General features: G+C 70.6%; 17 protein-coding genes. 9 read left to right on the top strand and 8 right to left on the bottom strand.

Annotated features, from left to right (window positions below):
- Positions 1-119: 119 nt before the first annotated feature.
- The gene (locus tag Pla133_RS08865) at positions 120-590 is read right to left on the bottom strand and encodes a GIY-YIG nuclease family protein (protein ID WP_145064557.1); all 471 of its coding nucleotides are present in this window, start codon (positions 588-590) and stop codon (positions 120-122) included.
- A gap of 72 nt (positions 591-662) precedes the next feature.
- Complete coding sequence (locus Pla133_RS08860) at positions 663-1,700, bottom strand: rhomboid family intramembrane serine protease (protein ID WP_145064556.1); 1,038 nt, start codon at positions 1,698-1,700, stop codon at positions 663-665.
- Between the two features lie 109 nt (positions 1,701-1,809).
- On the opposite strand from Pla133_RS08860, the gene polA reads away from it, so the two are divergent.
- Positions 1,810-4,521, top strand: a complete 2,712-nt coding sequence (gene polA / locus Pla133_RS08855; protein ID WP_419192270.1) for a DNA polymerase I — start codon at positions 1,810-1,812, stop codon at positions 4,519-4,521.
- A 73-nt stretch (positions 4,522-4,594) separates the two neighbouring features.
- Here polA and Pla133_RS08850 read toward each other — a convergent pair whose 3' ends face one another.
- Complete coding sequence (locus tag Pla133_RS08850) at positions 4,595-5,191, bottom strand: TetR/AcrR family transcriptional regulator (RefSeq protein WP_145064554.1); 597 nt, start codon at positions 5,189-5,191, stop codon at positions 4,595-4,597.
- A gap of 111 nt (positions 5,192-5,302) precedes the next feature.
- Here Pla133_RS08850 and Pla133_RS08845 point away from each other — a divergent pair, with 111 nt between their 5' ends.
- From Pla133_RS08845 to Pla133_RS08820, 6 genes are all read left to right on the top strand, one after another.
- The gene (locus Pla133_RS08845; protein ID WP_145064553.1) at positions 5,303-6,010 is read left to right on the top strand and encodes a type 1 glutamine amidotransferase domain-containing protein; all 708 of its coding nucleotides are present in this window, start codon (positions 5,303-5,305) and stop codon (positions 6,008-6,010) included.
- Positions 6,011-6,025: 15 nt separating this feature from the next.
- Positions 6,026-6,655, top strand: a complete 630-nt coding sequence (locus Pla133_RS08840) for an NADPH-dependent F420 reductase (RefSeq protein ID WP_145064552.1) — start codon at positions 6,026-6,028, stop codon at positions 6,653-6,655.
- A 29-nt stretch (positions 6,656-6,684) separates the two neighbouring features.
- The gene (locus Pla133_RS08835) at positions 6,685-6,987 is read left to right on the top strand and encodes a YciI family protein (RefSeq protein ID WP_145064551.1); all 303 of its coding nucleotides are present in this window, start codon (positions 6,685-6,687) and stop codon (positions 6,985-6,987) included.
- A gap of 95 nt (positions 6,988-7,082) precedes the next feature.
- Entirely contained in the window at positions 7,083-7,688 is a 606-nt protein-coding gene (locus Pla133_RS08830; protein ID WP_145064550.1) for an RNA polymerase sigma factor, read from the top strand.
- Positions 7,685-8,506 (top strand): hypothetical protein, encoded by an 822-nt coding sequence (locus Pla133_RS08825; RefSeq protein ID WP_145064549.1) that lies wholly within the window; start codon positions 7,685-7,687, stop codon positions 8,504-8,506. Before Pla133_RS08830 ends, Pla133_RS08825 begins: the two co-directional genes overlap by 4 nt.
- A gap of 40 nt (positions 8,507-8,546) precedes the next feature.
- On the top strand, positions 8,547-9,854 hold the full coding sequence (locus tag Pla133_RS08820) for a serine hydrolase (protein ID WP_145064548.1): 1,308 nt from the start codon (positions 8,547-8,549) through the stop codon (positions 9,852-9,854).
- Between the two features lie 379 nt (positions 9,855-10,233).
- Here Pla133_RS08820 and Pla133_RS08815 read toward each other — a convergent pair whose 3' ends face one another.
- The 3 genes from Pla133_RS08815 to dinB form a co-directional block, all read right to left on the bottom strand.
- Complete coding sequence (locus Pla133_RS08815; RefSeq protein ID WP_145064547.1) at positions 10,234-11,799, bottom strand: SGNH/GDSL hydrolase family protein; 1,566 nt, start codon at positions 11,797-11,799, stop codon at positions 10,234-10,236.
- Between the two features lie 417 nt (positions 11,800-12,216).
- Positions 12,217-15,930 carry a hypothetical protein gene (locus Pla133_RS08810; RefSeq protein ID WP_145064546.1) on the bottom strand — a complete coding sequence of 1,238 codons (3,714 nt, stop codon included), beginning with the start codon at positions 15,928-15,930 and terminating at the stop codon, positions 12,217-12,219.
- A gap of 84 nt (positions 15,931-16,014) precedes the next feature.
- Positions 16,015-17,247, bottom strand: a complete 1,233-nt coding sequence (dinB, locus tag Pla133_RS08805) for a DNA polymerase IV (protein WP_419192269.1) — start codon at positions 17,245-17,247, stop codon at positions 16,015-16,017.
- Between the two features lie 57 nt (positions 17,248-17,304).
- Between dinB and Pla133_RS08800 the strand changes: the two genes are divergently transcribed.
- Positions 17,305-18,342 carry a 3-oxoacyl-ACP synthase III gene (locus Pla133_RS08800; RefSeq protein ID WP_145064545.1) on the top strand — a complete coding sequence of 346 codons (1,038 nt, stop codon included), beginning with the start codon at positions 17,305-17,307 and terminating at the stop codon, positions 18,340-18,342.
- A 36-nt stretch (positions 18,343-18,378) separates the two neighbouring features.
- On the top strand, positions 18,379-19,098 hold the full coding sequence (locus tag Pla133_RS08795; RefSeq protein WP_145064544.1) for a hypothetical protein: 720 nt from the start codon (positions 18,379-18,381) through the stop codon (positions 19,096-19,098).
- Positions 19,099-19,106: 8 nt separating this feature from the next.
- Here Pla133_RS08795 and Pla133_RS08790 read toward each other — a convergent pair whose 3' ends face one another.
- Both Pla133_RS08790 and Pla133_RS08785 read right to left on the bottom strand, forming a co-directional pair.
- The gene (locus Pla133_RS08790) at positions 19,107-20,189 is read right to left on the bottom strand and encodes an SGNH/GDSL hydrolase family protein (protein WP_145064543.1); all 1,083 of its coding nucleotides are present in this window, start codon (positions 20,187-20,189) and stop codon (positions 19,107-19,109) included.
- Positions 20,190-20,228: 39 nt separating this feature from the next.
- Positions 20,229-21,455 (bottom strand): radical SAM protein, encoded by a 1,227-nt coding sequence (locus Pla133_RS08785; protein ID WP_145064542.1) that lies wholly within the window; start codon positions 21,453-21,455, stop codon positions 20,229-20,231.
- Positions 21,456-21,558 lie beyond the last annotated feature (103 nt).

Here is a 21,558-nt window from a genome sequence, read left to right as displayed (position 1 = left end):
GCGCCAGCCCCCGGGGGCGACGGGTCGATTGCCACTCGAGGCCTCGGCTCGGATCCCGTCCGGACTTTCGACGTGCGACGGCGCGCCTACTCAGAACCTCGAGACCCGCGCCCTGGGTCTCACTCCCCGCGCCCCACCTCTAGTTGGACTTCCTGGGGCAGGAAACGCTTCGGCGCGTGTCCCGTGGATTCGACCACGTGCCGCCGGATCTTGGTGCCCTGGATGTTGACCAGGTCGTGCCCTTCGCTGAGGAAGTGCCGCATCAGCGCCCGTTCCGCGACGGTCAGGCAGCGGTCCAACTGCTGGCCGGGCCGCGACTGCAACAGGCCGAGGAGCAGCACTCGCTTGCCCGTCCGAGCGTCCGCCAAGTGATTGAGCAGGCTGCGGTTGTTCAGGTGGCTCTGGATCCGCCCCCGCAACCTGCGCGCCTTGCCGACGTAGAGCGCCTCGTACCGCGCTCCCCACCTCCTGGCGAAGATGTAGACGCCGGGTTCACGCGGCACGAGATCGATGTCGATCGCGTACTCCAGCGTGCGAGCGGTCACTCGCTTCACGGCGATCGGCTTGTGCCAGTCGAGGCTGAGGTTCATGGCTATCGCTCCAGGTCGTGGCCACGAAGCGTAGCACTCCCCCTATCGCGTACGACTTCCGCGGCCGTCGCGTCAGACCAACCCCAAGGCCCACAACCAGGCGGCGGTCGACGCGAGGCCCGCGAGGCTCCAGCCCAGGGCCTGCATGCCGCGCTCGCGCAGGGACCAGTGGCGGTCGATCAGGGCCAGCCAGGCCGACACGCCGATGCCGGCCAGGAAGCCGAAGACGTGGGCGGAGACGTCCGTGCGCTCGTCGCCGGCGCCGTACCAGCCCAGGATCAGCACGCCCAGGACCATGGGTGCCCAGCGGCGCATGGCCTCGCGCGAGGTGCGCCGGCGGCGCAGGAACTCGTCGGTGACGAAGGCGCCGACCGCGGCGAAGACAGCGGTGGAAGCGCCCATCGAGCGGTGATCGGGGGACAGCACCAGGGCGTTCATCCAGTTGCCCAGGGCGCCCGCGGCGACGAGCGTGAACGCCGCGCCGCCGCCGCCCAGGTGCTGGGCCAGGAAGACCGCGAAGACGGTGCCGAAGACCAGGTTGCTGCCCAGGTGCAGGGCGTCCACGTGCAGGAACAGGGCCGTGATCGCGCGCCACCACTCCCCTTCCAGCAGCAGCCCCGCTCGCATCCCGCCCAGGTCGTTCCAGTCGAAGCCCCCGGCGCCGGTGACGGCCGCCGCGCGGATCAACATCAGGGACAGGCACCAGACCGCGCCGATCGCCACGCCGTCCGAGAGGGGGTGGAACTCTTCCGTCACCACCCCGCGCCGGCGGTTCTCGTGGATGTACTGGCGCAGCTCGTAGCGCGCGCGCTCGGACTCCTCCTCGGCGACGGTGAGCAGGGTCGTGCCGTCCATCCGCACCAGCTCGCTGGGGATCCCGACCGCCGACAGCACCAGGGAGGGCTCCGAGCAGGAGCGCGGGCTCGGCCCGCGGAACACGACCACGCGGGTCGGCGGCAGGTCGGCCTCCGTCGGACGGCGCGGACGACGGTCCACCGGCCCCAGGGGCTGCGGGCCACTCGATGGAAGCGGCTGGCCCACCGGCCGCGGACCGTCACCGGGTGCCGGCTCGCCGCGGTCGACGTTGCGCTGGGGTCTGGGTTCCTGCATGGCCGTGGGACGAGCCTACGGGGCCCACGCGCCGATGGGACCGGCGGCCGGACGATCTCACTCGTCACTCCGCTTCGCTGGCGGCTCCCGCGCCCTTATCTTCCGGCCCATGGCGCGCGTATTCCTGCTCGACGGCACGGCCCTGGCCTTCCGCTCCCACTTCGCCTTCGCCCGGATGGGGCTGACCACGGCCGATGGACAGCCCACGGGAGCCACCTACGGCTTCACGATGGTGCTGCGGCGGATCCTCAAGGAAGGCAACCCGGACCGCATCGCGATCGCCTTCGACCACAAGGGCAAGACCTTCCGCCACGAGCAGTACCCCGAGTACAAGGCCACCCGGGACCGCGCGCCCGAGGAGATGATCGCCCAGGGGCCTTGGATCCGCGACGTGGTTCGGGCCCACGGGATCTCGATCTTCGAGGTGCCGGGCTTCGAGGCCGACGACGTGATCGGGACCCTGGCGAGCGAGGCCGAGGCGGCCGGGGACGAGGTCTTCATCGTCACCGGCGACAAGGACTTCATGCAGCTGGTGTCGGACCGCGTGAAGCTCTGGAACGTGTTCAAGGCGGGCGAGGACCTGTTGATCCAGGACGTCGAGGCCGTGGCCGAGAAGTTCGGCACCACGCCGGACCACGTGATCGACGTGCTGGCGATCATGGGCGACAGCTCGGACAACGTGCCGGGGGTCAAGGGCATCGGCGAGAAGGGCGCGATCAAGCTGATCGAGAAGTACGGCACGGTCGACGGGGTGCTGGAGCACCTGGACGAGCTGACGCCCAAGCTGCGCGAGAAGATCGAGGCGGACCGCGAGAACCTGACCCTCTCGCGCGAGTTGGTCACGATCGACACCCACGTGCCCCTCGATCCCGGGCTCGAGGTCGTGGGCCCGGCCGAGCCGGACGCGGAGATCCTGGCCGAGCTGTTCGGCAAGCTGGAGTTCAAGAGCCTGCTCGCGGACCTCGGGGGCAACGCGCCCAAGGTCGAACAGGAGCGCGACTACGTCACGATCCGCAACCTGGACGAGCTGGCCTCGATGGAGGCCGAGCTGCGCGAGTTGGGCAAGTTCGCGGTGGACACCGAGACCACCGGCCTCAAGCCGCTCGAGGTCGACATCGTCGGTGCGTCGTTCTCGGGCCAGGCCGGCCGTGCCTTCTACGTGCCCTTCAACCTCGACCCGCCGGTCGATCCCGATGGGCCGGCCTCACTCCTGAAGCGCCTGGAGGGCCTCTTGACCGACCCGCAGCTCGAGCGCTGCGCCCAGAACGCCAAGTACGACTGGCTGGTCTTCGCCGGCAAGGGCGTGCACTGCCCGCCGCCGGACTTCGACACGATGGTCGCCAGCTTCTCGATCGCCGGCTCGACCCGCGCACACAACCTCGACAGCCTGTCGCTGCACTACTTCAACCTGCGCAAGATCCCCACCAAGGAGCTGATCGGCACGGGCGCCAAGCAGATCACCATGGCCGAGGTGCCGGTGGACACGGTGGCCGAGTACGCCTGCGAGGACGCGGACTCCACCTGGCGCCTGGTGGAGGTGCTCGACCCGGAGCTGGACGAGGCCGGGGCGCGGGAGCTGTTCGAGGGGCTGGAGATGCCCCTGGTGCCGACCCTGATCGAGATGGAGTTCAACGGCATCGCCCTGAACACCGAGATGCTGCAGGTCTTCGGCAAGGAGCTGACGGCGGACATCGACCGCCTGGAGTCGAAGATCCACGACCTGGCCGGCGAGGTCTTCAACGTCAACTCGACCAAGGTCCTGGGCACGATCCTGTTCGAAAAGCTCCGCATCCAGGACGCCGCCGGGGTCAAGAACCCGAAGAAGACCAAGACGGGCTACTCGACCGACGCGGCGACGTTGCAGCAGTCCTACGAGGGCGTCGAGATCGTCGAGGTGCTGCTCGAGTACCGCGAGCTCTCCAAGCTGCGCAGCACCTACGTGGAGGCCCTGCCGCGCTACGTCAACCCGAACACGGGGCGCGTGCACTGCTCCTTCAGCCAGGTGGCCGCGGCGACTGGGCGACTGGCCTCGAGCGACCCCAACCTCCAGAACATCCCGGTGCGCACGGAGAAGGGCCGCAAGCTGCGCCAGGCCTTCGTGCCCCGCGGGCCGAAGGGCGAGACCGACTGGGTCTACCTGGCCGCCGACTACAGCCAGATCGAGCTGCGCGTGATGGCGCACCTGTCCGGCGACGCGCTGATGCGCCAGGCCTTCGTCGAGGGCCAGGACATCCACGCCTCGACGGCGTCGATCATCTTCGACGTGGAGCCCGACAAGGTCGACCGGACCATGCGCAGCCGCGCCAAGGTGATCAACTTCGGCCTGCTCTACGGCATGGGGCCCCAGCGCCTGGCGCGCGAGAACGACATGACCGTGCCGGAGGCCAAGGCCTTCATCGAGCGCTACTTCGAGTCCTTCCCCACCGTGCGCGACTGGATGGACAGGGTTCTGGCCGAGGCGCGCGAGAAGGGCTACGTGGAGACGCTCCTGGGGCGCCGGCGCCGCATCCCGGACATCGACTCGAAGAACCCGCGCCAGCGCTCGTTCGCCGAGAACGCCGCGATCAACACGCCGGTGCAGGGTTCCGCGGCAGACATCATCAAGCGCGCCATGATCGACGTTCACGCGGCGCTGAAGGCATCGGAGCTCTCGGCGCGGATGCTGCTGCAGGTCCACGACGAGCTCCTGTTCGAGTGCCCGAAGTCCGAGGTCGAGGCCCTCTCCGAGCTGGTGCGAACCGGCATGCAGAACGCGGTCGCCCTGGACGTGCCGCTCCTGGTCGACATCGGTACGGGCGCCAACTGGCTCGAGGCGCACTGAGCCGCCCGGCGGGCGTCGGCGCTCGTCCCCCAGCGGGCCGCGCTTTCGGATCGGCCCGCGTCGGTCGCCGCGATCAGGTCTCCGACTGCGGCAGGAGTGTGTCGACCACCCGCGCGGCCCAGCGCTTCGGTATCGAACCGTCCGCGATGTACTTCGCGTAGAGCGACCCGATCAGCATGTTGACCGCGGCGTCGACGTCGAAGCCCGGCGGCAACTCGTCGGGCTGCGCGCGCTCGAAGGCCTCCCTGAACATCGCCCGACGCTGGGTCGTGATGCGCTCGCGGAAGTGCGCGATCAGCTCGGGCATGCGCGACTCTTCGCTGAGCAGCATGCCGATCATCGCCAAGCCCTGGGGTCGGGTCAGGGAGCCCTGGAAGTTGTCGAGCAGGGCGATCAGGTCGCCGCGCAGGGAGCCGGTGGACGGGGATCCCTCGGCGGCCTGCAGGCGCGAGAGGGCGGCCGTTGCCAGGTCCGCCTTGCACGACCAGCGGCGGTAGATCGCCGGCTTGGTCACCCCGGCGTCGCGGGCGATCCCCGCGATGGACATGGCGGTGAAACCGATCCGACCGAGGTGGTCGAGGGTCGTGGTCAAGATCGCCTCGTCGATGTCCGGATCTCGGCGGCGTCCGGGAGCGTTGCGCTCGGTCTGTTGGTGGTTCTCGCTCGGCAAGTCCGCTCCTGGTCAGGCTGGTGATCTTACGGCTCCGCCCATTGAGCATTACGATACCGCACCGTATCGTAATCCAGTCATCCCCCCGCCCCGTCACCCGTTGAGCTCCCCATGACCAAGCAGGTCCTGGTCGTCGCCACCAGCCACGACACCCTCGGCACCACCGGCTATCCGACCGGCGTGTGGCTGACCGAGGTCGCCCATCCGTTCGACGCCCTGACCAGGGCCGGCGCCTCGGTCCACCTGGCGACCCTCGCCGGGGGCCGCCCTCCGATCGACCCCTTCTCGGACCCCGGCACGGAGGTCAGCAAGACCAAGGACGACGAGGTCACCAAGCGCTTCCTGGCCGAGCAGTCGGGCCTGCTCGACGGGGCCGCGAAGCTGTCGGAGGTGGAGCTCGAGAACTACGACGCGATCGTCTTCGCCGGGGGCAACGGGGCGATCTTCGACTTCCCCGAGAGCCGCGACGTGAAGCGCAGCGCCGAGACCATCTGGAAGCGGGGCGGGATCGTCTCGGCCCTGTGCCACGGCTCCGCGGCCCTGCTCGGTGTCGAGGCCGACGGGCGACCGCTGATCGAGGGCCAGTCGGTGACCGGCTTCTCGAACCGGGAAGAGCACATGGCCGAGGAGCAGATCGGCCAGAAGTACATGCCCTTCTACCTCCAGGACGCGCTGATCGAGAAGGGCGGCCGGTACAGCGAAGGCGACCCCTTCACGCCCTACCTGACCGTCGCGCGCGAGGGCCGGCTGATCACGGGCCAGAACAACTTCTCGGGCGGCCTCGTGGGCGAAGCGGTCGCCAAGGCGCTCGGGCTCTAACTCCTAGGCGGCAACATGAAGATCGCGATCATCGGTGCGGGGAACGTCGGCGGAACACTGGCTGCGCGCTGGGCTGAGCTCGGCCACGAGGTCACCCTCGGCGTGCGGTCGCTTCCGGACGCGAAGGCGGATGCGTTGGCCCGCGCTTGCGAGGGATCCGTTGAGGTCGCAACGGTGCAGGACGCCGCTGCGGGTTCCGCGGTGATCCTCTTGTCGGTCCCGTGGGGTGCAGCGCAGGCCGCCGTCGAGTCCCTGGGTGACCTCGGCTCGAAGGTGCTGATCGACTGCACCAACCCCTGGGTCTGGGGCGAGGGCCTCAAGCTCGGCTTCGAGACCTCCGGCGCCGAGCAGATCGCCTCCTGGGCCAAGGGCGGGCGCGTGACCAAGGCCCTCAACCAGACGGGCTTCGAGAACATGGCCGACCCGGTGTTCGCGGGTCGCAAGGCCGTGATGTTCGTGGCCGGCGACGACGCCGACGCGCGGGCGACCACGACGGCGCTCGTCAGCGAACTGGGCTTCGAGGCGATCGAGGTCGGCGAGCTGACCAGCGCTCGGCTCCTGGAGCCCCACGCCGTGCTCTGGATCGAGCTGGTGACCAAGCACGGACAAGAGCGGGGCTTCGCGTGGGGCCTGCTGCGTCGCTGACCGCGCCCACGCGCCGACAGGAGCTCGAGATGGCCAAGGTATTCGCCTTCGACGAATTCAAGCCGGGCGTGACGCTCGAGCAGGTTGCGCCGCTTCTGAAGCAGGAGGCCCGCCATGCCTGGGAGCTCTACAAGCAGGGCGTCATCCGCGAGAACTACCTGCGGACGGACAAGCCCGGCGCGCTGATCGTGATGGAGGTCGACTCGGTCGAGCAGGCCCGGTCGATCACCGACACCTTCCCGCTCGTGAAGGCGGGCTTGATCGAATTCCGGTTCATCCCGGTCGGCGCGTTCACGCCCTACGAGACACTGTTCGAGCCGGGCCTGGGCTGATCGGCGCGGCGTGGAAGAACCCCGCCCGATCGACCATTTTCGAGCTTTCGTGCAACCTCGCAGGGGCCTCGGCGCTTCTGGTGGGCGTGACCGCCATGCGCGCCAGCACCCCTTCGACCCTGCCAGGCCTGTCGGGCACCGGGAACCTGCCGGACCCGGGGCTTTCGAGCGAGGCCGAGTTGGTCCGTCGGGCGCGCACCGACCCCGACAGCTTCGGCCAGCTCTACCGGCTGCACCACCCGGCCATCGCGCGCTACATCCGGCGGCGCGTCGGCGACCGGGACACGGCCGACGACCTCGTGGCCGACACCTTCGCGACGGCCCTGGCCAAGCTCGGGCGCTATCGGGACCGGGGCCTGCCCTTCCGCTCCTGGCTCTACGGGCTGGCGTCGAATGGGATCCGACGTTGGCTGCGGCGCTCGGTGCACCGGCGCCACTGCGGCCTCGAGGAGACCGCGGAGCCGGCCCACGCTGGCGAGGCGCCGGCCGTGGACGCGGCCGAGTCGGCGCGGGTGGCATTGCTGTCGCTGCCGGCGCGCTACCAGACGACCCTGGCCCTGCACTACCTGGAGGGCCTGTCGGTCTTGGAAGTCGCCGGGGTCATGGGCTGCCGGCCGGGGACGGTCAAGGCGCGCCTGTCCCGAGGCCGCGAGCTCTTGCGCGCGCGGCTGGAAGTCCAATCCGCGGAGGTGACGTCGTGAGCCAGGATCGAGTCGATCTCGCGTTGCAGGCCCTGCGCGACTCCGAAGGACTGGAGCCTGCCGATCGCACGCTCGAGGTGCGCCTGCTCGCCCAGCACCGCTGGACCCGGCGCCGGCCGCGTTTGCTGCCGCTGCTCGTGGCGACCAGCGCCCTGACCGGCATAGCTTTCGCGGCCGGGGGTGGCGTCGATTGGCTGCGCTCCCTGTGGGTCACGGTCGAGGTCGATGGCGCCCGCGTCGAGGGGCCCCTCGGGGACGGAGAGCAGCAGGCACTGCTCTTCACCACCGACTCCGGCGGCGAGGCCCGCGTCCAGGTGTCGAACGAGTCCCTGCCCGAGGGCGGGTCGCGCCGCCAGATGTCGATCGAGCACCGCGAGGACGGCCGGGTCGAGGTCGAGGAGTCCGACGACGTGTTCGGGGCGCCGGTCCGCGAGCTCCAATGGGTCTCGATCGGGGACCTGGACGGCCTCGCGCCCATCTTCGACGGTCGCGACGCCGAGGGGCACGTGGCGACGCTGTACCTGGACCGCGGCCCCGCAGGCCCGCGCCTGTTGCTCTTCCGGCCGCACCAGGACGCCGGCCGAGCCGTGGTCACGAGCCGCCTGCCGGACCTCCCTCCGGACTCGGCGCCGCTGGTGGAGTGCGAGCTGCTCGACGGCGGCGACCTGGCCGTGCACCTGAGTGCAGCGCAGGCCTTCGACCTCGAGCTGCTGGTGCGCCTCTCCGAGGGCGCCGCGCAAGCGCCTGCGCCCCCCACCACGCTCGAGACACAGGACGGGCGGATCAAGGTCCGCCTGGAGCCCGAGCGTCCCCGCTGATCGCGGCGCGTTGCGCGCCGCGCGAGTCCGATCTACCGCAATGGAGCGATCCGCCATGTATCTACCGGTCTGTCTACTGGGCGCGACCCTCGCCCTCGCCAACCCCACCCAGTCCCTTGCGAGCGGCCCCGATCTCACCTGGGAGCAGCTCCCCGCTCACCTGGAGGCCGCCGAAGCCGCGGGATTCAGCGGCGCGGCGCTGGTGATCCGCGACGGCGAGGTGGTGCTCGACCGCGGCTACGGCCTGGCCGACCGCGAGCACGAGATCCCCTGCACGCCCGACACGATCTTCGCCATCGGCTCGACGCCGATCGACTTCACGCGGGCCGCGATCCTGCTCCTGGCGCAGGAGGGCAAGCTGACCCTCGACGAGAAGCTGCCGGCATTCTTCGGCGAGCGGGTCCCGGCGGACAAACGGCAGATCACGATCACGCACTTGATGAGCGGCGCGTCGGGCCTGCAGGACTTCCTCGGCCTGCCCACGGACCGGGACCCGGACCACTTCTGGATCGACCGTGCGGAGGCCGTGCGCCGGATCCTCGGTCAAGAACTCCTGTTCGAACCCGGCACGGGTAACGAGCACAGCCACGCGGCCTGGGGCCTCTTGGCCGCGATCGTCGAGCTGCGTAGCGGCAAGAGCTACCCCGACTTCACCAAGCAGCGCCTGTTCGGCCCCGCGGGCATGGCCTCGACCGAGTTCTTCGGAGTCGAGTTGCCCGACGAACGCGTCGCCGTCGGCTACGGGTTCCGCACCACCGGCGAGGTCAACAAGCCGCCCCACTGGGGACCGACCTCGTGGCTCGTGATGGGCTCGGGCGGCATGGTCTCCACCACCCGTGACATGGACCGTTGGTTCCGTGCCCTGCGAGCGGGGAAGATCCTGAGCCCTGAGTTCCTGGCCCGCTACTGGTCCCCGCCGGGCGCGGTGCTCGACGGCGGCGACATGTGGGGCTTCGAGATCCTCTACACCGAGGGGCCCGACACCTACATGTTCGTGGTCAGCAACTCCGTGGGGCCCGACACCATGGACGCCTTCGCGGGCGTCGCCGAGCCGATCGCCGAGCTGTGCCTGACAGAGGCCCGGCCGCCCTTCACCCTGGGGCTCGAGCTCGAGTTCCAACCGCCCCAGTCCCTGGTGGTGGCCTCGGTCACCCCCGGCGGTCCCGCAGCGGCGGCCGGCATCCGCGCCGGTGACGTGATCGTCGGGGCCGACGGCAGCTCGATCTGGCCCGATCCGATGGCTGCACTGGGCCCCGCGCTCAACGGCGGCGCGACCTTGCTGCTCGAGCTGCGGCGGGGCGAGGAGCACCTGACCATCGAGCTGGAGCCAGCACGTCGAAGCGAGTAGCGGTGCTCGGGGGGCCGCGAAGAGCGCCGAACCCATCGCGGCCCCGAACGGTGACCGCGGCCCATGGGGACTGCGTGACGCGGGAGCCTCCATGGCGACGGCCCGACCGTCCACCGAGACGCGCTCCCATGCCGACGCCCAAGACCGTCCTGCCTGCACACCTGGCCCTGCCCAGTCAGGCGCGCGCCGACGGACGCCGGTCGTGCTCTCGATCTCGGCCCTGGGCGCCATCGTGACCGTCCCGCGATCCCAGGTTCGGCCGAGAGCTGCGAATCGGTCGGGCTCGCCGCCCATTCGCGCTGAGGCCTGCTGCGGTCCCGTCAGGCGTCGGAGCCTTCGCGCCAGCGCTCGGCTCCGCCTGGCACTACGCGTCCGCGCGCTACTCGGCCTCGATCCGCAGCAAGCGGACCGACCCGAGCCGCTGTAGCCCTCGATAGCTCTCGCGGATCCAGGCCGACGCAGACATCAAGACGTCGAACGAGGGGGCCCCGCGCAGCTCCGGTGGCAGCTCGACAGAGTGGGAGGCGGAGGATCCGTCCGTGACCTCGATGGCCGCCACCAACTGACCGTTCACGCTTATCGCGAGCTCCAGCGGATACAGCCCCGGGGAGTCGGCGAGGGGCTCGAGCTCGAATCGCAGGCGGCCCCCTCCGGGGTTCGCGAGGGCCACGAGGCAGGAGATACCGAAGTGGCCGTCGGGTCGAAGGCCGCCGTAGACCTGGTCGATTCCGGTCCCGGTCGTCATGTCGATTCGCGGCCGCAGCAGGGCGGCGGCCTGCGCGTCCATGCGAAGCCTCTCGGCCACGAGCTCGTCCCCGACAGGGAAGCGGCCGCGATTGCCCACGTAGTCCTCATCCTCGGGGGGCAGCGCGGCGCCCGGCGGCAGCTCGTACCAGCCCCTATCGACCAGGGCCTCGGCCAGCCGCCAGGCCATCGCACGCATGCAGCTGGAGGTGAAGTGAGCGTTGTCGCTGAGACGGTCGCGGGCATTGTCGAAGCCCTCGAAGACCGGCAGGACAGCCGTCGTCGCGCCGGTGGCCGCCACCACCTGCTGCAGCCGCTCTTGGAAGTAGCCCTCCGATGTGAAGACGAGTCCGAACTCACAGTCCAACTCGCGCAGTTGCCGCTCGAGACCGATGATGGCCTGCGCCGCCTCGCGGTAGCGGCGCAGCGACTCGGGCGTCACCGCCCCCATGAGTGCGATGCTGATCGCCGGCCTCGTCAGCTCGCGGTACTGCGCTGCGGGGAGGATCTCAGCCAGCTCCGAATACAAGAACTGCGGAAAGGCGTCCGAGATGTAGGGGGCCGCGATCCCGGTCGCCGGGCTCCAGCCCACGGTGAGGTGCCCCGTCTCGGTCACCACCATGGAATCGCTGAGGTCATTGCCGACCGGGACGAGCAGGACGACGTCCGGTCGCAACTCCATGAGCCGCGCGCGGAGCATGGCCGTGGAACTGAGCAAGTTCCAGCCAGGGCATGCGACGGTGCGGACGATGGGACGGACGCCACCAGCCTCGGTCAAGATCGCCTCGAGATGGTGCGCGAGAGTCTCGTCATCTCGCACCCCCATGCCGAAGGCCACGGAGTCGCCGAGAATCACGATCCGAGGCGCGTCGGCGGTGGGCTCGGGTCCAAGGCGCGAACGCAGTCCCTGGGCGTCGGTGCTGGCGGGCACGCCGAAGTAGGCGGCGTTCCAGTCGGCCTTGAACTCGTAGCAGACCAGGGGGTCGACGCTGAGTCGGTAGGGCCCCTCCGTGAGTGCCCCGGCTGCCCGGCGCTCGGCCTCCCCCAGCACCCCTGCGGGCCCGCTGCCCTCGACCTCGACGCGCAGTTGCCGCAGCGAGGTCCCCACGAGCAAGGAGGCGACTCCTTCCGTCACGAAGAGCCCCAGCGCAACCCCGACGACGCCTGCCGCCAGTCGATTCTTGAAGTCAGCTCGTTCCAAGGAAGCAGTCCCCGGGTCTAGGTTACAACCGGATCCAAGTGGCGGTGGACCTCTTCTCGAGCGGCTCGGGTCCTGGAGTCGCTTCGTTCGCGCTTCTGAATGCCAGGCCGAGCGACAGGAGTCCGATCACGGACCTGGGTGCAAGAGTCGAATTCAGACTCGAGCAACGGGAGCTCCATCCCGCGGTCGTGAACACGGTTCGGGGCTGCCGATCTCCCGGCCGTGCCTCGAACTCCGCGCCACATGGGGTCGATGTCCGGATCGACCTGGACGGCAAGGGACACTGGTGATCGCGCGCCCCGAGCGCAGGCAGGAGTTCGAGGACATCGACCTGACGACCTGCCAGGAACTGGCAGAGTCCGCCGGCGAGCTCGGGCCCCGGTCCAGGCCGCCCATCGCGCGGCGCCGCGCTCGCGATCAGGGCGCCAGGAACGACGCGATGTTCGCGATGGCCTCGAAGGCGTCCGCGTTGGGATTCTCGCAGCCGGCGAGGAACTCCCAGTCGGTGTCCATGACCACGCTCACCCGGCCCAGGCCGCCGATCAGGTCGCTGCCTTCGAAGACGGCGGCCACGACCAGATCGGTGACGCCGGCTGCCAGGACGTTCTTGGGCGCAATGCTGCCGACCAGCGCGCCGGCGGCGCACAGGGGCAGCTGCGCCAGGTCGTTGGGCTGGCTGTCCGCGTTGCCCGCGGCGGAGGGATTGACCAGGTAGGGCCCGGAGACGTCGCCCGCCCCGCCCACCGTGACACCGTTCACGAGCAACCCGTCCAAGATGCGCTGGACGAACGCGTTGGCCGCCGAGCAGCAGGCATCGCGCTCACCGGAGAGGTGCAGTCCCCGACCTGACTGGACAAACTCGACCAGTGCTTGTTCCTGCGCCAGGGTCAGGGAGCCGAAGGTCTCCGCGCACCACAGGACTGCATAGGCGTCCAGGTCGGTCGGGAGGGTGGGCAGGTACTCCGCGAAGAGACCCGCCGCCGTCAGGGCGTCCGCCACGAGCTCGGCCTGGAAGGTCCCGTCCACCGGCTCGCCGAAGACCAGCGCGCGGTCGGCGACCTGGAGCGACAACAGGCCCGCATCGACGATTCCGTCGTCGACCGGTGCGGGCAGCGCGGCGCTGCCCAGGAGCAGGCTCGAGCCGACCTCGAGCAGCGCGGTCACCGACAAACCCGCCCCCTGCTGCACCACCAGGTCGGCCAATGCGAAGGAACCGTCCGCGGCGCTCAGAACCGAAACACCCAGACCACCGAGACTCACCGTGGCTCCCGGCACCGGCGCGCCCTCCGCGGTCACGACCGACCCCACCACCGAGACCGTGAGTGGCGCAGGATTCGTCACGGCGACGTCGACCGAGGCCGCCAAGCCGTCGTTGAAGGCCCCGATGGTGGCGCTGCCCGCGCCCGTCGCCGTGACCACCCCGCCGTCGTCGACCGTGGCGACGTGCGCATCGGTGCTGACGTAGGTCGCCCCCGCGGCAGCCGAGACCACGCTCACCTTGGCGCCGTTGGAGAGGGTCGCCACGAAGCTGGGGAAGGCCACGCCGCCGCTGACGAGGGCGGTCAGGTCCAGACCGAACGCCAGGGAGGCCGGCAGGTTCGGCGGCAGGCTCGAGAGGGAGCCGGGGGTGACCGCCAGGCTCTCGCCGGCGGAGAAGGTCAGGGGCGCGGTCGTCGCGAAGAGCAGGCCGCCGCCGCTCTCGCGCACGCCGGTGACGCGCAGCATTCGATCGGCCAGGCCATCGGCGACGCCGCCGGCACCCTGATCGCCGATGCCGTCGCGGACGGGCACGTCGCGCAGCTCGAAGCCACCCTGGGCCCCGCCGGGGACGACGCGGCCACCGAGTCGGATGGACCACAGGGGGCTGAACTTCGGTGTAGCGGCGGCGCTCTCGTCGAAGGTCGCGGCGATCCCCGCGGCGCCGCCGGCGGAGAGGGCCATCCAGCCACTCGTCGCCAGGCCGCCCTCGAGACTCGCCACGAGGCTTCGACCGTCGGGTTCGACCGTGGCGAGGGCGAAGCGCTCGAAGCGTCCGCCCGCCTCGTCGAAGAACTGAACCGCCGCGCGCGCGCCGGGGCGCAGGCCGCCGAGGTTGGGCAGCTTCAGGGTCGTCGGCGCCGAGACGCTCGCACCACCAGGCGAGAGGTACCAGCCCAAGAGGGCCGGCGCGCCGTCCGGAAGCGGCGCGGGCAGGTCGTCGATGGCGACCTGGACCGCGGTCAGGATCGCCGGCACCGGCAGCGGATCGCCGGGCGAGGGAGTGACCGTGGCGCCGAGCGAGGAACCGTCGCCCAGCACCGTGTGCGGCGGGAGCGTCAGGGAGCCCGCGGGAATCGTCAGCCGGAAGCCCGGCAGCCCGGCCAGGGTCAGCGTCACGTCACTGGTCCCGTTGTAGAGCTGGCCACCACTGGACGGCAGGCGCGGCAGGACCAGGGGACCCGGCAGGCTGCCGGCCACCCCGGGCGCGATGAAGACCTCGCGTGTGACCGTCGGGTAGGGCGCGACCACGCTGACCGGCACGAAGCCCGCCGGGCCGAGCACCGCCGAAACCGTATCGCCGTCGATGGTGAGCGTCGCCGGGCCGTCGCCCTCGATGCCGCTGAAGAGGAAGCGACCGCGCTCGTCGGTCACCGCGGTCAGTTCGAGCTCGCCGAGCTGCAACCGACAGGTGCCGCCGACGAGGGGTTGCAGCCCACCGTCGATGACGAAGCCGCCGAAAGACGTCGCGGGCTGCCCCGCCGCCAGGACCCGGAGAGTGAACTGCGTCAGGCCCGCTTCGGGCAGCCCGTCGAGCCGCGCTTCGATCCGTTCGATGCCGGGCTCGGCGCCCGTGAAGTACTGGACTCGAGCGAGGCCGGTGGCGTCGCTGTTGGCCGTGACCGCGGCGGCCTGGACTCCCGTGGCGGGATTGCGCACGACTCCGGTGCCACCCATGACTTGGAAGCGCACGGCGCGCCCGGCGATCGGGTTGGCCCCGTCGGTGACCCGCGCCTCGAGCATGCGGCCCGCGACGCCGCCCGCGACCTGGGACTGGAGCTCGCCCGTCACCGCGTGCACCTGCAGCTCGGATCCGGCGACGGCGGAGGCCAGGAACCAGGCCTGGCCCTCGACGTCGACGCTGTCGGCCCGCACGCGGTGGACCCCGCGACCGGCGCGGGACCCGAGCTCGAAGCGGGCGCGCGCGACGCCGATCGAGTCGGTCAGGACTTGCACCCGCTGGGGCGAGCTCGGATCCACGCCGGATCCGTCGTCCGGCGCCAGCCTCCCGCCGCCGGCGGCGACCTCGAAGCGGACCAACTTGCCCGCCAGGGGGCTGCCGTCGGGACGCGACAGACCCACCTCCAAGGGCGCTGCGGCGAACTGACCGGCGACGGCGGTCTGACCGTCCCCGCCATCCGCCGCGAGGGTGAAGCCGGCGGGCTCTTGGAAGACGACGGTGGCGCTCGTCGTGGACTCGTTGCCGACGGCGTCCGTGGCCACGACTTCGATCTGCGTCGGCGCGAAGGGATCGAGTACCACGCCATCGAGCCAGAAGCTCCCGTCGGACCCGAAGCCGCGGTCGACGACGGCCGGGACGCCGTCGACGGTGACCGAGAGTCCAGCGAAGCCGCTCAACAGGTCACCGACGCGACCGCTCACCGCCGTGGTCGAGCTGGTCAACGTGGCGCCGTCGGCGGGGAACTCGATCGCCACGCGGGGCGGCGTTCCGTCCTGCACGACCTCGAGCGGCACGGCCGGGAGGCCCTCGCCGGTCGGTGTGGTCTCGCGCAGGAACAGGGCGTTGCGGCGGTCGGCGACCAGCGGCACGTTGACACTGAACGAACGGTCGGTGCCCGCGACGACGCTCGCCTCGCTCGCGCCGCCCTGGACCGTGACCGCACTCCCCGCGGCCGAGGCCTTGCCGGCGACGACGACCACCGGGGCCAGGGTCGCAGCGGGCGGCGGCACGATCGAGATCCCCAGCGGGTTGGGGCTCGCGGGACCGACGCTGGTGGCGGCCGGTCCTCCGCCACCCCCACCGCCGCAGGCCGGGGCGCCGCACAGGGCGGTCAGTGCCAATAGGACCAGCCCAGCCGCGCGCGGGGCACGGAGCTGCTGCTGTTCGTCGTCGCCAATCGCCACCTGGGTCATCGCTGGTTCTCGCGCCCTCGCGGCCGGGGCAAGCGCGCCTCGGCAGTCTGCGGGAGGCTAGAAGGTACTCTGCGCCGCGGAAGGTCAGGGGCGCGGGTCGCGCGATCCTCGCCGCTCGTCGGGCGCGTCGATCAAGCTGGCGGGCCTGACCACGTCGCGGCCGAAGCGCCGCCGCAACTGGTCGACGCCCTCCGTGGCGCGGCCCAGGCGGGTGTCCTCCCGCGGCGCCTGGAAAGCGGCCCCGTCGTCGAACAATCCGGTCTGCACCGGGGTCCGCACGTCCTCGAGGTTCGAGACTTGTACGCCGAGCAGGCGCAGGGGCCCGGCCGGGACGCGCTCGAGCAGCTCCCGCGCGGTGGCGAAGATGCGCGGGCCCAGGTTGGTCGGGAAGTCGAGGGTCTTGGAGCGCGTGACCGTCTTGAAGTTCCAGAAGCGCGCCTTGACCGAGACCGTCTTGCCGCGCAGGCCGCGGTCGCGCAGGTCGTAGGCGACCTCCTCGGCGAAGTCGTACAGGCAGCGTCGCAGCAGCTCGCGGTCCGTGACGTCCTCGGGGAAGGTGCGCTCCTTGCCGTGGCTCTTCTCGACCCGGTTGGGCGTCACCCGCCGGTCGTCGATGCCGTGGGCCAGGTCGTGGATCCACGTGCCGGTCGCGCCGAAGGTCGCCTTGACCTCGTCGCGCGACTTCGACGCGAGCTGGCCGATGGTGGTCACGCCCATGGACTCGAGGCGCTTGGCCGTGCGCTCGCCCACGCCGAAGATCTTGGAGACCGGCAGGGGGTCGAGCACCTCGCGCAGCTCCGGCCCGCGGATCACGCGGAAGCCGTCGGGCTTGTCGAGGTCGGAGGCGAGCTTGGCCAGGAACTTGGTCGGGGCCACGCCGATCGAGGCGACCAAGCCTGTCTCGCGCAGGATGTCCGAGCGGATCTTGCGTCCGATGGTCTCGGCATTGCCGTGCAGCCGCTCGCAGCCGGACACGTCGAGGAAGGCCTCGTCGAGGGAGAGGGGTTCGACCAGCGGCGTGTAGCTGCGGAAGATCCGCATGATCTCGCGGCTGACGGTCGTGTACTTGTCGAAGTCCGGCGGCAGCAGCACCAACTCCGGACACAGCTGCAAGGCGCGCGCCGTGGGCAGGGCCGAGCGCACGCCGTACTCGCGCGCCGGGTAGTTGGCGGCGGAGATCACCCCGCGGCCCTCGGCCGTGCCCCCCACCGCCACCGGCCGGTCGGCCAGCTCGGGCCGATCGCGGATCTCCACCGACGCATAGAAGGCGTCCATGTCGACGTGGAGGATCTTGGGATCCGGTGCGGCGGCAGTCATGGGGGGTGGTCGCGGCTGGGGAATCTCCCCTGCGGAACCGGGTAAGCTAACGCCCCCATGCGCTTCCGCGACGTACGTATCGCCGCCTTGGCCCCGGCCCTGCCCGAACGGGTGGTCACGTCCGAGGAGCTCGAGCAGCGGCTGAGCCCGGTCTACGAGGCGCTGAGGCTGCGCGTCGGGCGCCTGGAGCTGATGAGCGGCATCCGCGAGCGACGCTTCTGGGATCCGGGGACACTGCCCAGCGACGCTTCGATCGCGGCCGCCCGGCGGGCCCTGGGCGAGGCGGGGATCGACCCCGCTCGAATCGGTCTGGTGGTGCACTCGGCTGTCTGCCGCGACTTCATGGAGCCAGCCACGGCCACCGTGGTCCACGCTGCTCTGGGACTGGCCCACCACTGCGCCGCCTTCGATCTGTCCAACGCCTGCCTGGGCTTCGCCCACGCGATGACGGTGGCGGCGGGCCAGATCGAGCGCGGCGACCTCGAGGCGGCGCTGGTGGTGGCCGGTGAGGACGGGGGGCCGCTGGTGGAAGCCACGATCGAACAGTTGCTCGGGGCCGAGTCCGTGGGCAAGGCGGAGCTCAAGCGCGCCTTCGCTTCGCTCACCATCGGCTCCGGGGGTGCGGCGGCGGTGCTGTGCCACGCCGACCTGGCCCCGGACGGCGCGCGCCTGCGCGGTGGCCTCCTGCGCGCGGCGACCGAGCACAACCACCTCTGCCGCGGTGACCGGGTGGAGGGCGCGAGCGGTCCGCTGATGGAAACCGACAGCGAGGCGCTGCTCGTGGCCGGATGCGCCCTGGCGGCGGAGACCTGGCCACGGTTCCTCGAGGAGCTCGAGTGGTCGGCGAGCGACGTGGACCGCATCGTGACCCACCAGGTGGGCGTCGCCCACCGGCGCGCACTGCTGGGCTCGATCGGCGTCGATCCGCAGCTCGACTGGCCGACGGTCGAGGTGCTCGGAAACATCGGCTCGGTGTCCCTTCCGGCGACCTACGCCCTGGCGCGCGAGGCGGGGCACATCGTGGCGGGGCAGCGGGTGGCGTTGCTGGGGATCGGCTCGGGGCTACAGTGCCTGATGCTGGGGGTCGAGGTCTAGAGGCCCGGCCGTGCGCCCACACGACTGAGCAGGCTGATGAACCCTTCCCACGCTGCATCCGCCCTCGCCATGGCCCTCGGCGGCGCCGCACTGGCGCTGACGCTCCTGCGCCCCTCTCCCGTCCGCACGCTCGATCAAGCCGTTGCCGTGCCGGAGCCCCTTCTGCTCGATCGCGTCAACCAACTCGCCGCGGAGAATCGCGACCTCCGCGAGCGGCTCGACGCCCTCGAGTTGCGCCCAGTGAGCAGCGCCCGCGTCGCCGTCTCCCCGGACGCCGCGTCGAGCGAAGATCTCGACGCCCTGCGCGCGGAGCTCTTGGCTGCCCTGACCGAGCGCGATGCAGGAACGACCGACGGAGCTGCGGATCCCGCGCGCTTCCGGGAGCGCGTGGCCGCGGCGATCGAGGAGCTCGAGCACGAAGAGGGCGTGGAGAAGTGGCTCTCCCGACTCGCTGCGGAGCGCTCGACGATCGAGACGGTCATGCCCCGCCTCGCAGAGGACCTGGGCATCACCTCGGACCAGGCCGAGAGGCTGGCATCGGTCCTGCATGCCAAGGTCGCGCGCGAGGAAGACCAGGCGCGACTGTGGCGTGACCGGGTCGACAAGGAGGTCCTCGCGGACAGGGCCAGGGCCGACAAGGAGACGTTCGTGGACGAGTTGGGGCAGGTGCTGACGCCCGATCAGGTCGAACGGTACTTCGCCAACCCGATTCACCCGGGCGGCGTCTACATCGGCGCGACCGTGCGGAAGCGCTAGGCCGGCCGTCAGCGGCGCGCGGCTTCGGATGCGAGCGCAGACAGAGCCCCGGACTCGCTCAAACCCCTGAGCACCCGCTGGGCCATCGCTTCGCAGCCCAGGGCGGTGAAGTGCACGGAGTCGATGAAGTGCGCGTCATCGCCGGGGATCGACGCCTCGCCCTCGATCAAGAGCGCGCCCGTCTCGGCGGCCACCGCGCGGATCGTGGCGTTGAAGGCCTCGTAGCCCTCGAGGATGCCCTCGACGCTCAAGTAGGGCATGAAGGTGAAAGCCTGCTGCAGGTTCTCGAGTTGGTCTTCGCGCGGCTGGTCCCGGCGGACCTTCTGGCTGAAGGTCACCAGCACGACCAGGTCTGCCGATCGCTGGCACTCCCGCACCAGTTCCAGCAGGTGGCCGTGGAATGTGCGCGCCAACTCACCCGCGTCGTAGCTCAACTTGCGCCCATCGTCGCGACCTGCCTCCTGGGCCGCCATGTAGCGCAGGTTCTTCACCACCAGGTTCCACAGGAGCGACGGCCCCGACGGCGGCCGCGGCTCGACCTCGTCCACCAGCCCCGCGTCCACCGCCAGTGGTCGACTGTCCACGGCCAGGTCGTTGGTGGCGTGGTAGATCACGACCACGTCCGGCTCCAGGGGCGCGATGCGCCGGGCCATGTTCGTGCGCGAGTCGACGGTGCGGTAGCCCGTCACGCCCGCGTTCAGGTACTCCCATTGGACCTCGGGAAAGCGCTCGCCCAGCCCCTCGACGACCCGCGCCGGCCAGGTGCCGGAGTTCGTCTCGGCCTGGGCGCAGAAGGTGGTCGATCCGCCCACGAAGGCCAGGCGCAGGCTCCCTCCCGGCTTGGGCTCGGCCAGCTCCGGGCTGCGGAAGCCGTGGGAGTCGGTCTCGATGCGGCTGCGCTTGCCGAACACGACGTCCAGGTTCGGCAGGGGACGAATCAGGTCCAGCTCCGGCAGGCGCTCGTGGATCTCGTAGATGTCCAGGTACTCGCCGTAGATCGAATGGGCCCGCAGGCGCACGACCCACTCGGCGGCGCCGAGACCACCTACGAAGATCGCCGCCAGGGTCAGGAAGAAGGTCCGTCTACGCATCGATGCTCCCGTCGGCGGCCGCCCTCGACCGCGCGCGCCTCAGGCGCGCTGCTCTCCATCCCGCTGGCCGTCGATCGGCCCGCCAGCGGGCCTGGCCTCGGGTGACCAGTCCCTGAATCCCTGGCGTCGGTGGTCGATGGCCTGGCCCCCCTCGCCCATGGCCGTCCGCTGCCACGTGTCGTCGCCCAGGTGGGGCTCGATCGAGCTCCAACCGAAGCGGTTCTCGCACACACGGCAGTAGCCATAGCCCTTGCGGTTCGGCGCGGCGGGGTCTCCGGTGTCGCGATCGACGTTGACGTTCCGGCGCAGCTCGCGGTACAGGGGTCCGTTCCAAATCTCGTTGAACGGCCGCGCCTCGGAGCCGAGCACGTGCCCCATCTGGATCGCCTCGAAGGCGCGGTAGCACGGCAGCACCGCACCGCTCGCGTCGATCATCACGAACTCCCAGGGCGCGCGGCAGGCCTTGGGCGAGTCACGCCGGGCACGGTCCTCCTCCACCGTCGGGGGCAGGCGCAGCTCGGTCTCGGGATAGTCCTCGGCCACCGCGCGGGCCCCGTCGAAGGCGCGCCGCATGTGGTCCTGGTGGAAGAACAGGCTCTCGTTGCGATCGATCCCGTTGGCCAGGGCCAGGTAGCCCGCGTCGATGCGCTCGACTCCGCGTTCGCCCCAGTAGCGCACGGCCTGCGCCAACTGGTCGACGTTGCGCCGCATCAGCGCGTAGCGGATCACCACCCGCGAGCGACGGCCGTGGATCTGCTCGCCGAGCCGCAGGTAGCGCTCGATGTTGGCGAGGATGCGCGGCAGCTCGGCGCCGGTTCGAATCGACTCCACGGTGTCTGCACGGATACCGTCGACCGAGAAGCCGTGGAGCGTGATCAGGTCCCGCTCGACGATGGACTGCATGCGCTGACCCTCCAGCAGCATGCCGTTGGAGAGCACCCAACGCTGGGCCCCGTGCCCCTGGGCCAGGAGCAGCAGGTGTTCCAAGCCCTTGTGCAGGTAGGGCTCGCCACCGGAGCAGATGTTGACCCAGGCGGCATTGGGGAACAGCTCCGCCGCCAGGAGTTCCATGCCTTCGACGGTCATGCGCTTGGCACCGACCAGCTCGTAGTCGCGGCAGAAGCTGCAAGCCAGGTTGCAGGCCTTGGTCAACACGACATCGACGGCAACCGGCTTGGAATGGAGTCGCTCGCGCCCCAGCCTGGACTCCAACCGATTGAGCAGCCGGCCCGAAAGCCGCCTGGGATTAGGGATCTTGCCGCTCATCGAAGCCCCACCCTAGACCAACGCTCGCCATCGGCGCGCGGTGGGTTTTGCCCGAAATTCGAGTCCTCGTGGGACTTCACGGCCACCCCTACACGGACCGCTC

The sequence above is a fragment of the Engelhardtia mirabilis genome (genome assembly GCF_007748095.1).
Taxonomy (GTDB): Bacteria; Planctomycetota; UBA1135; order UBA1135.
This window is presented reverse-complemented; position numbering and strand designations above follow the sequence as displayed.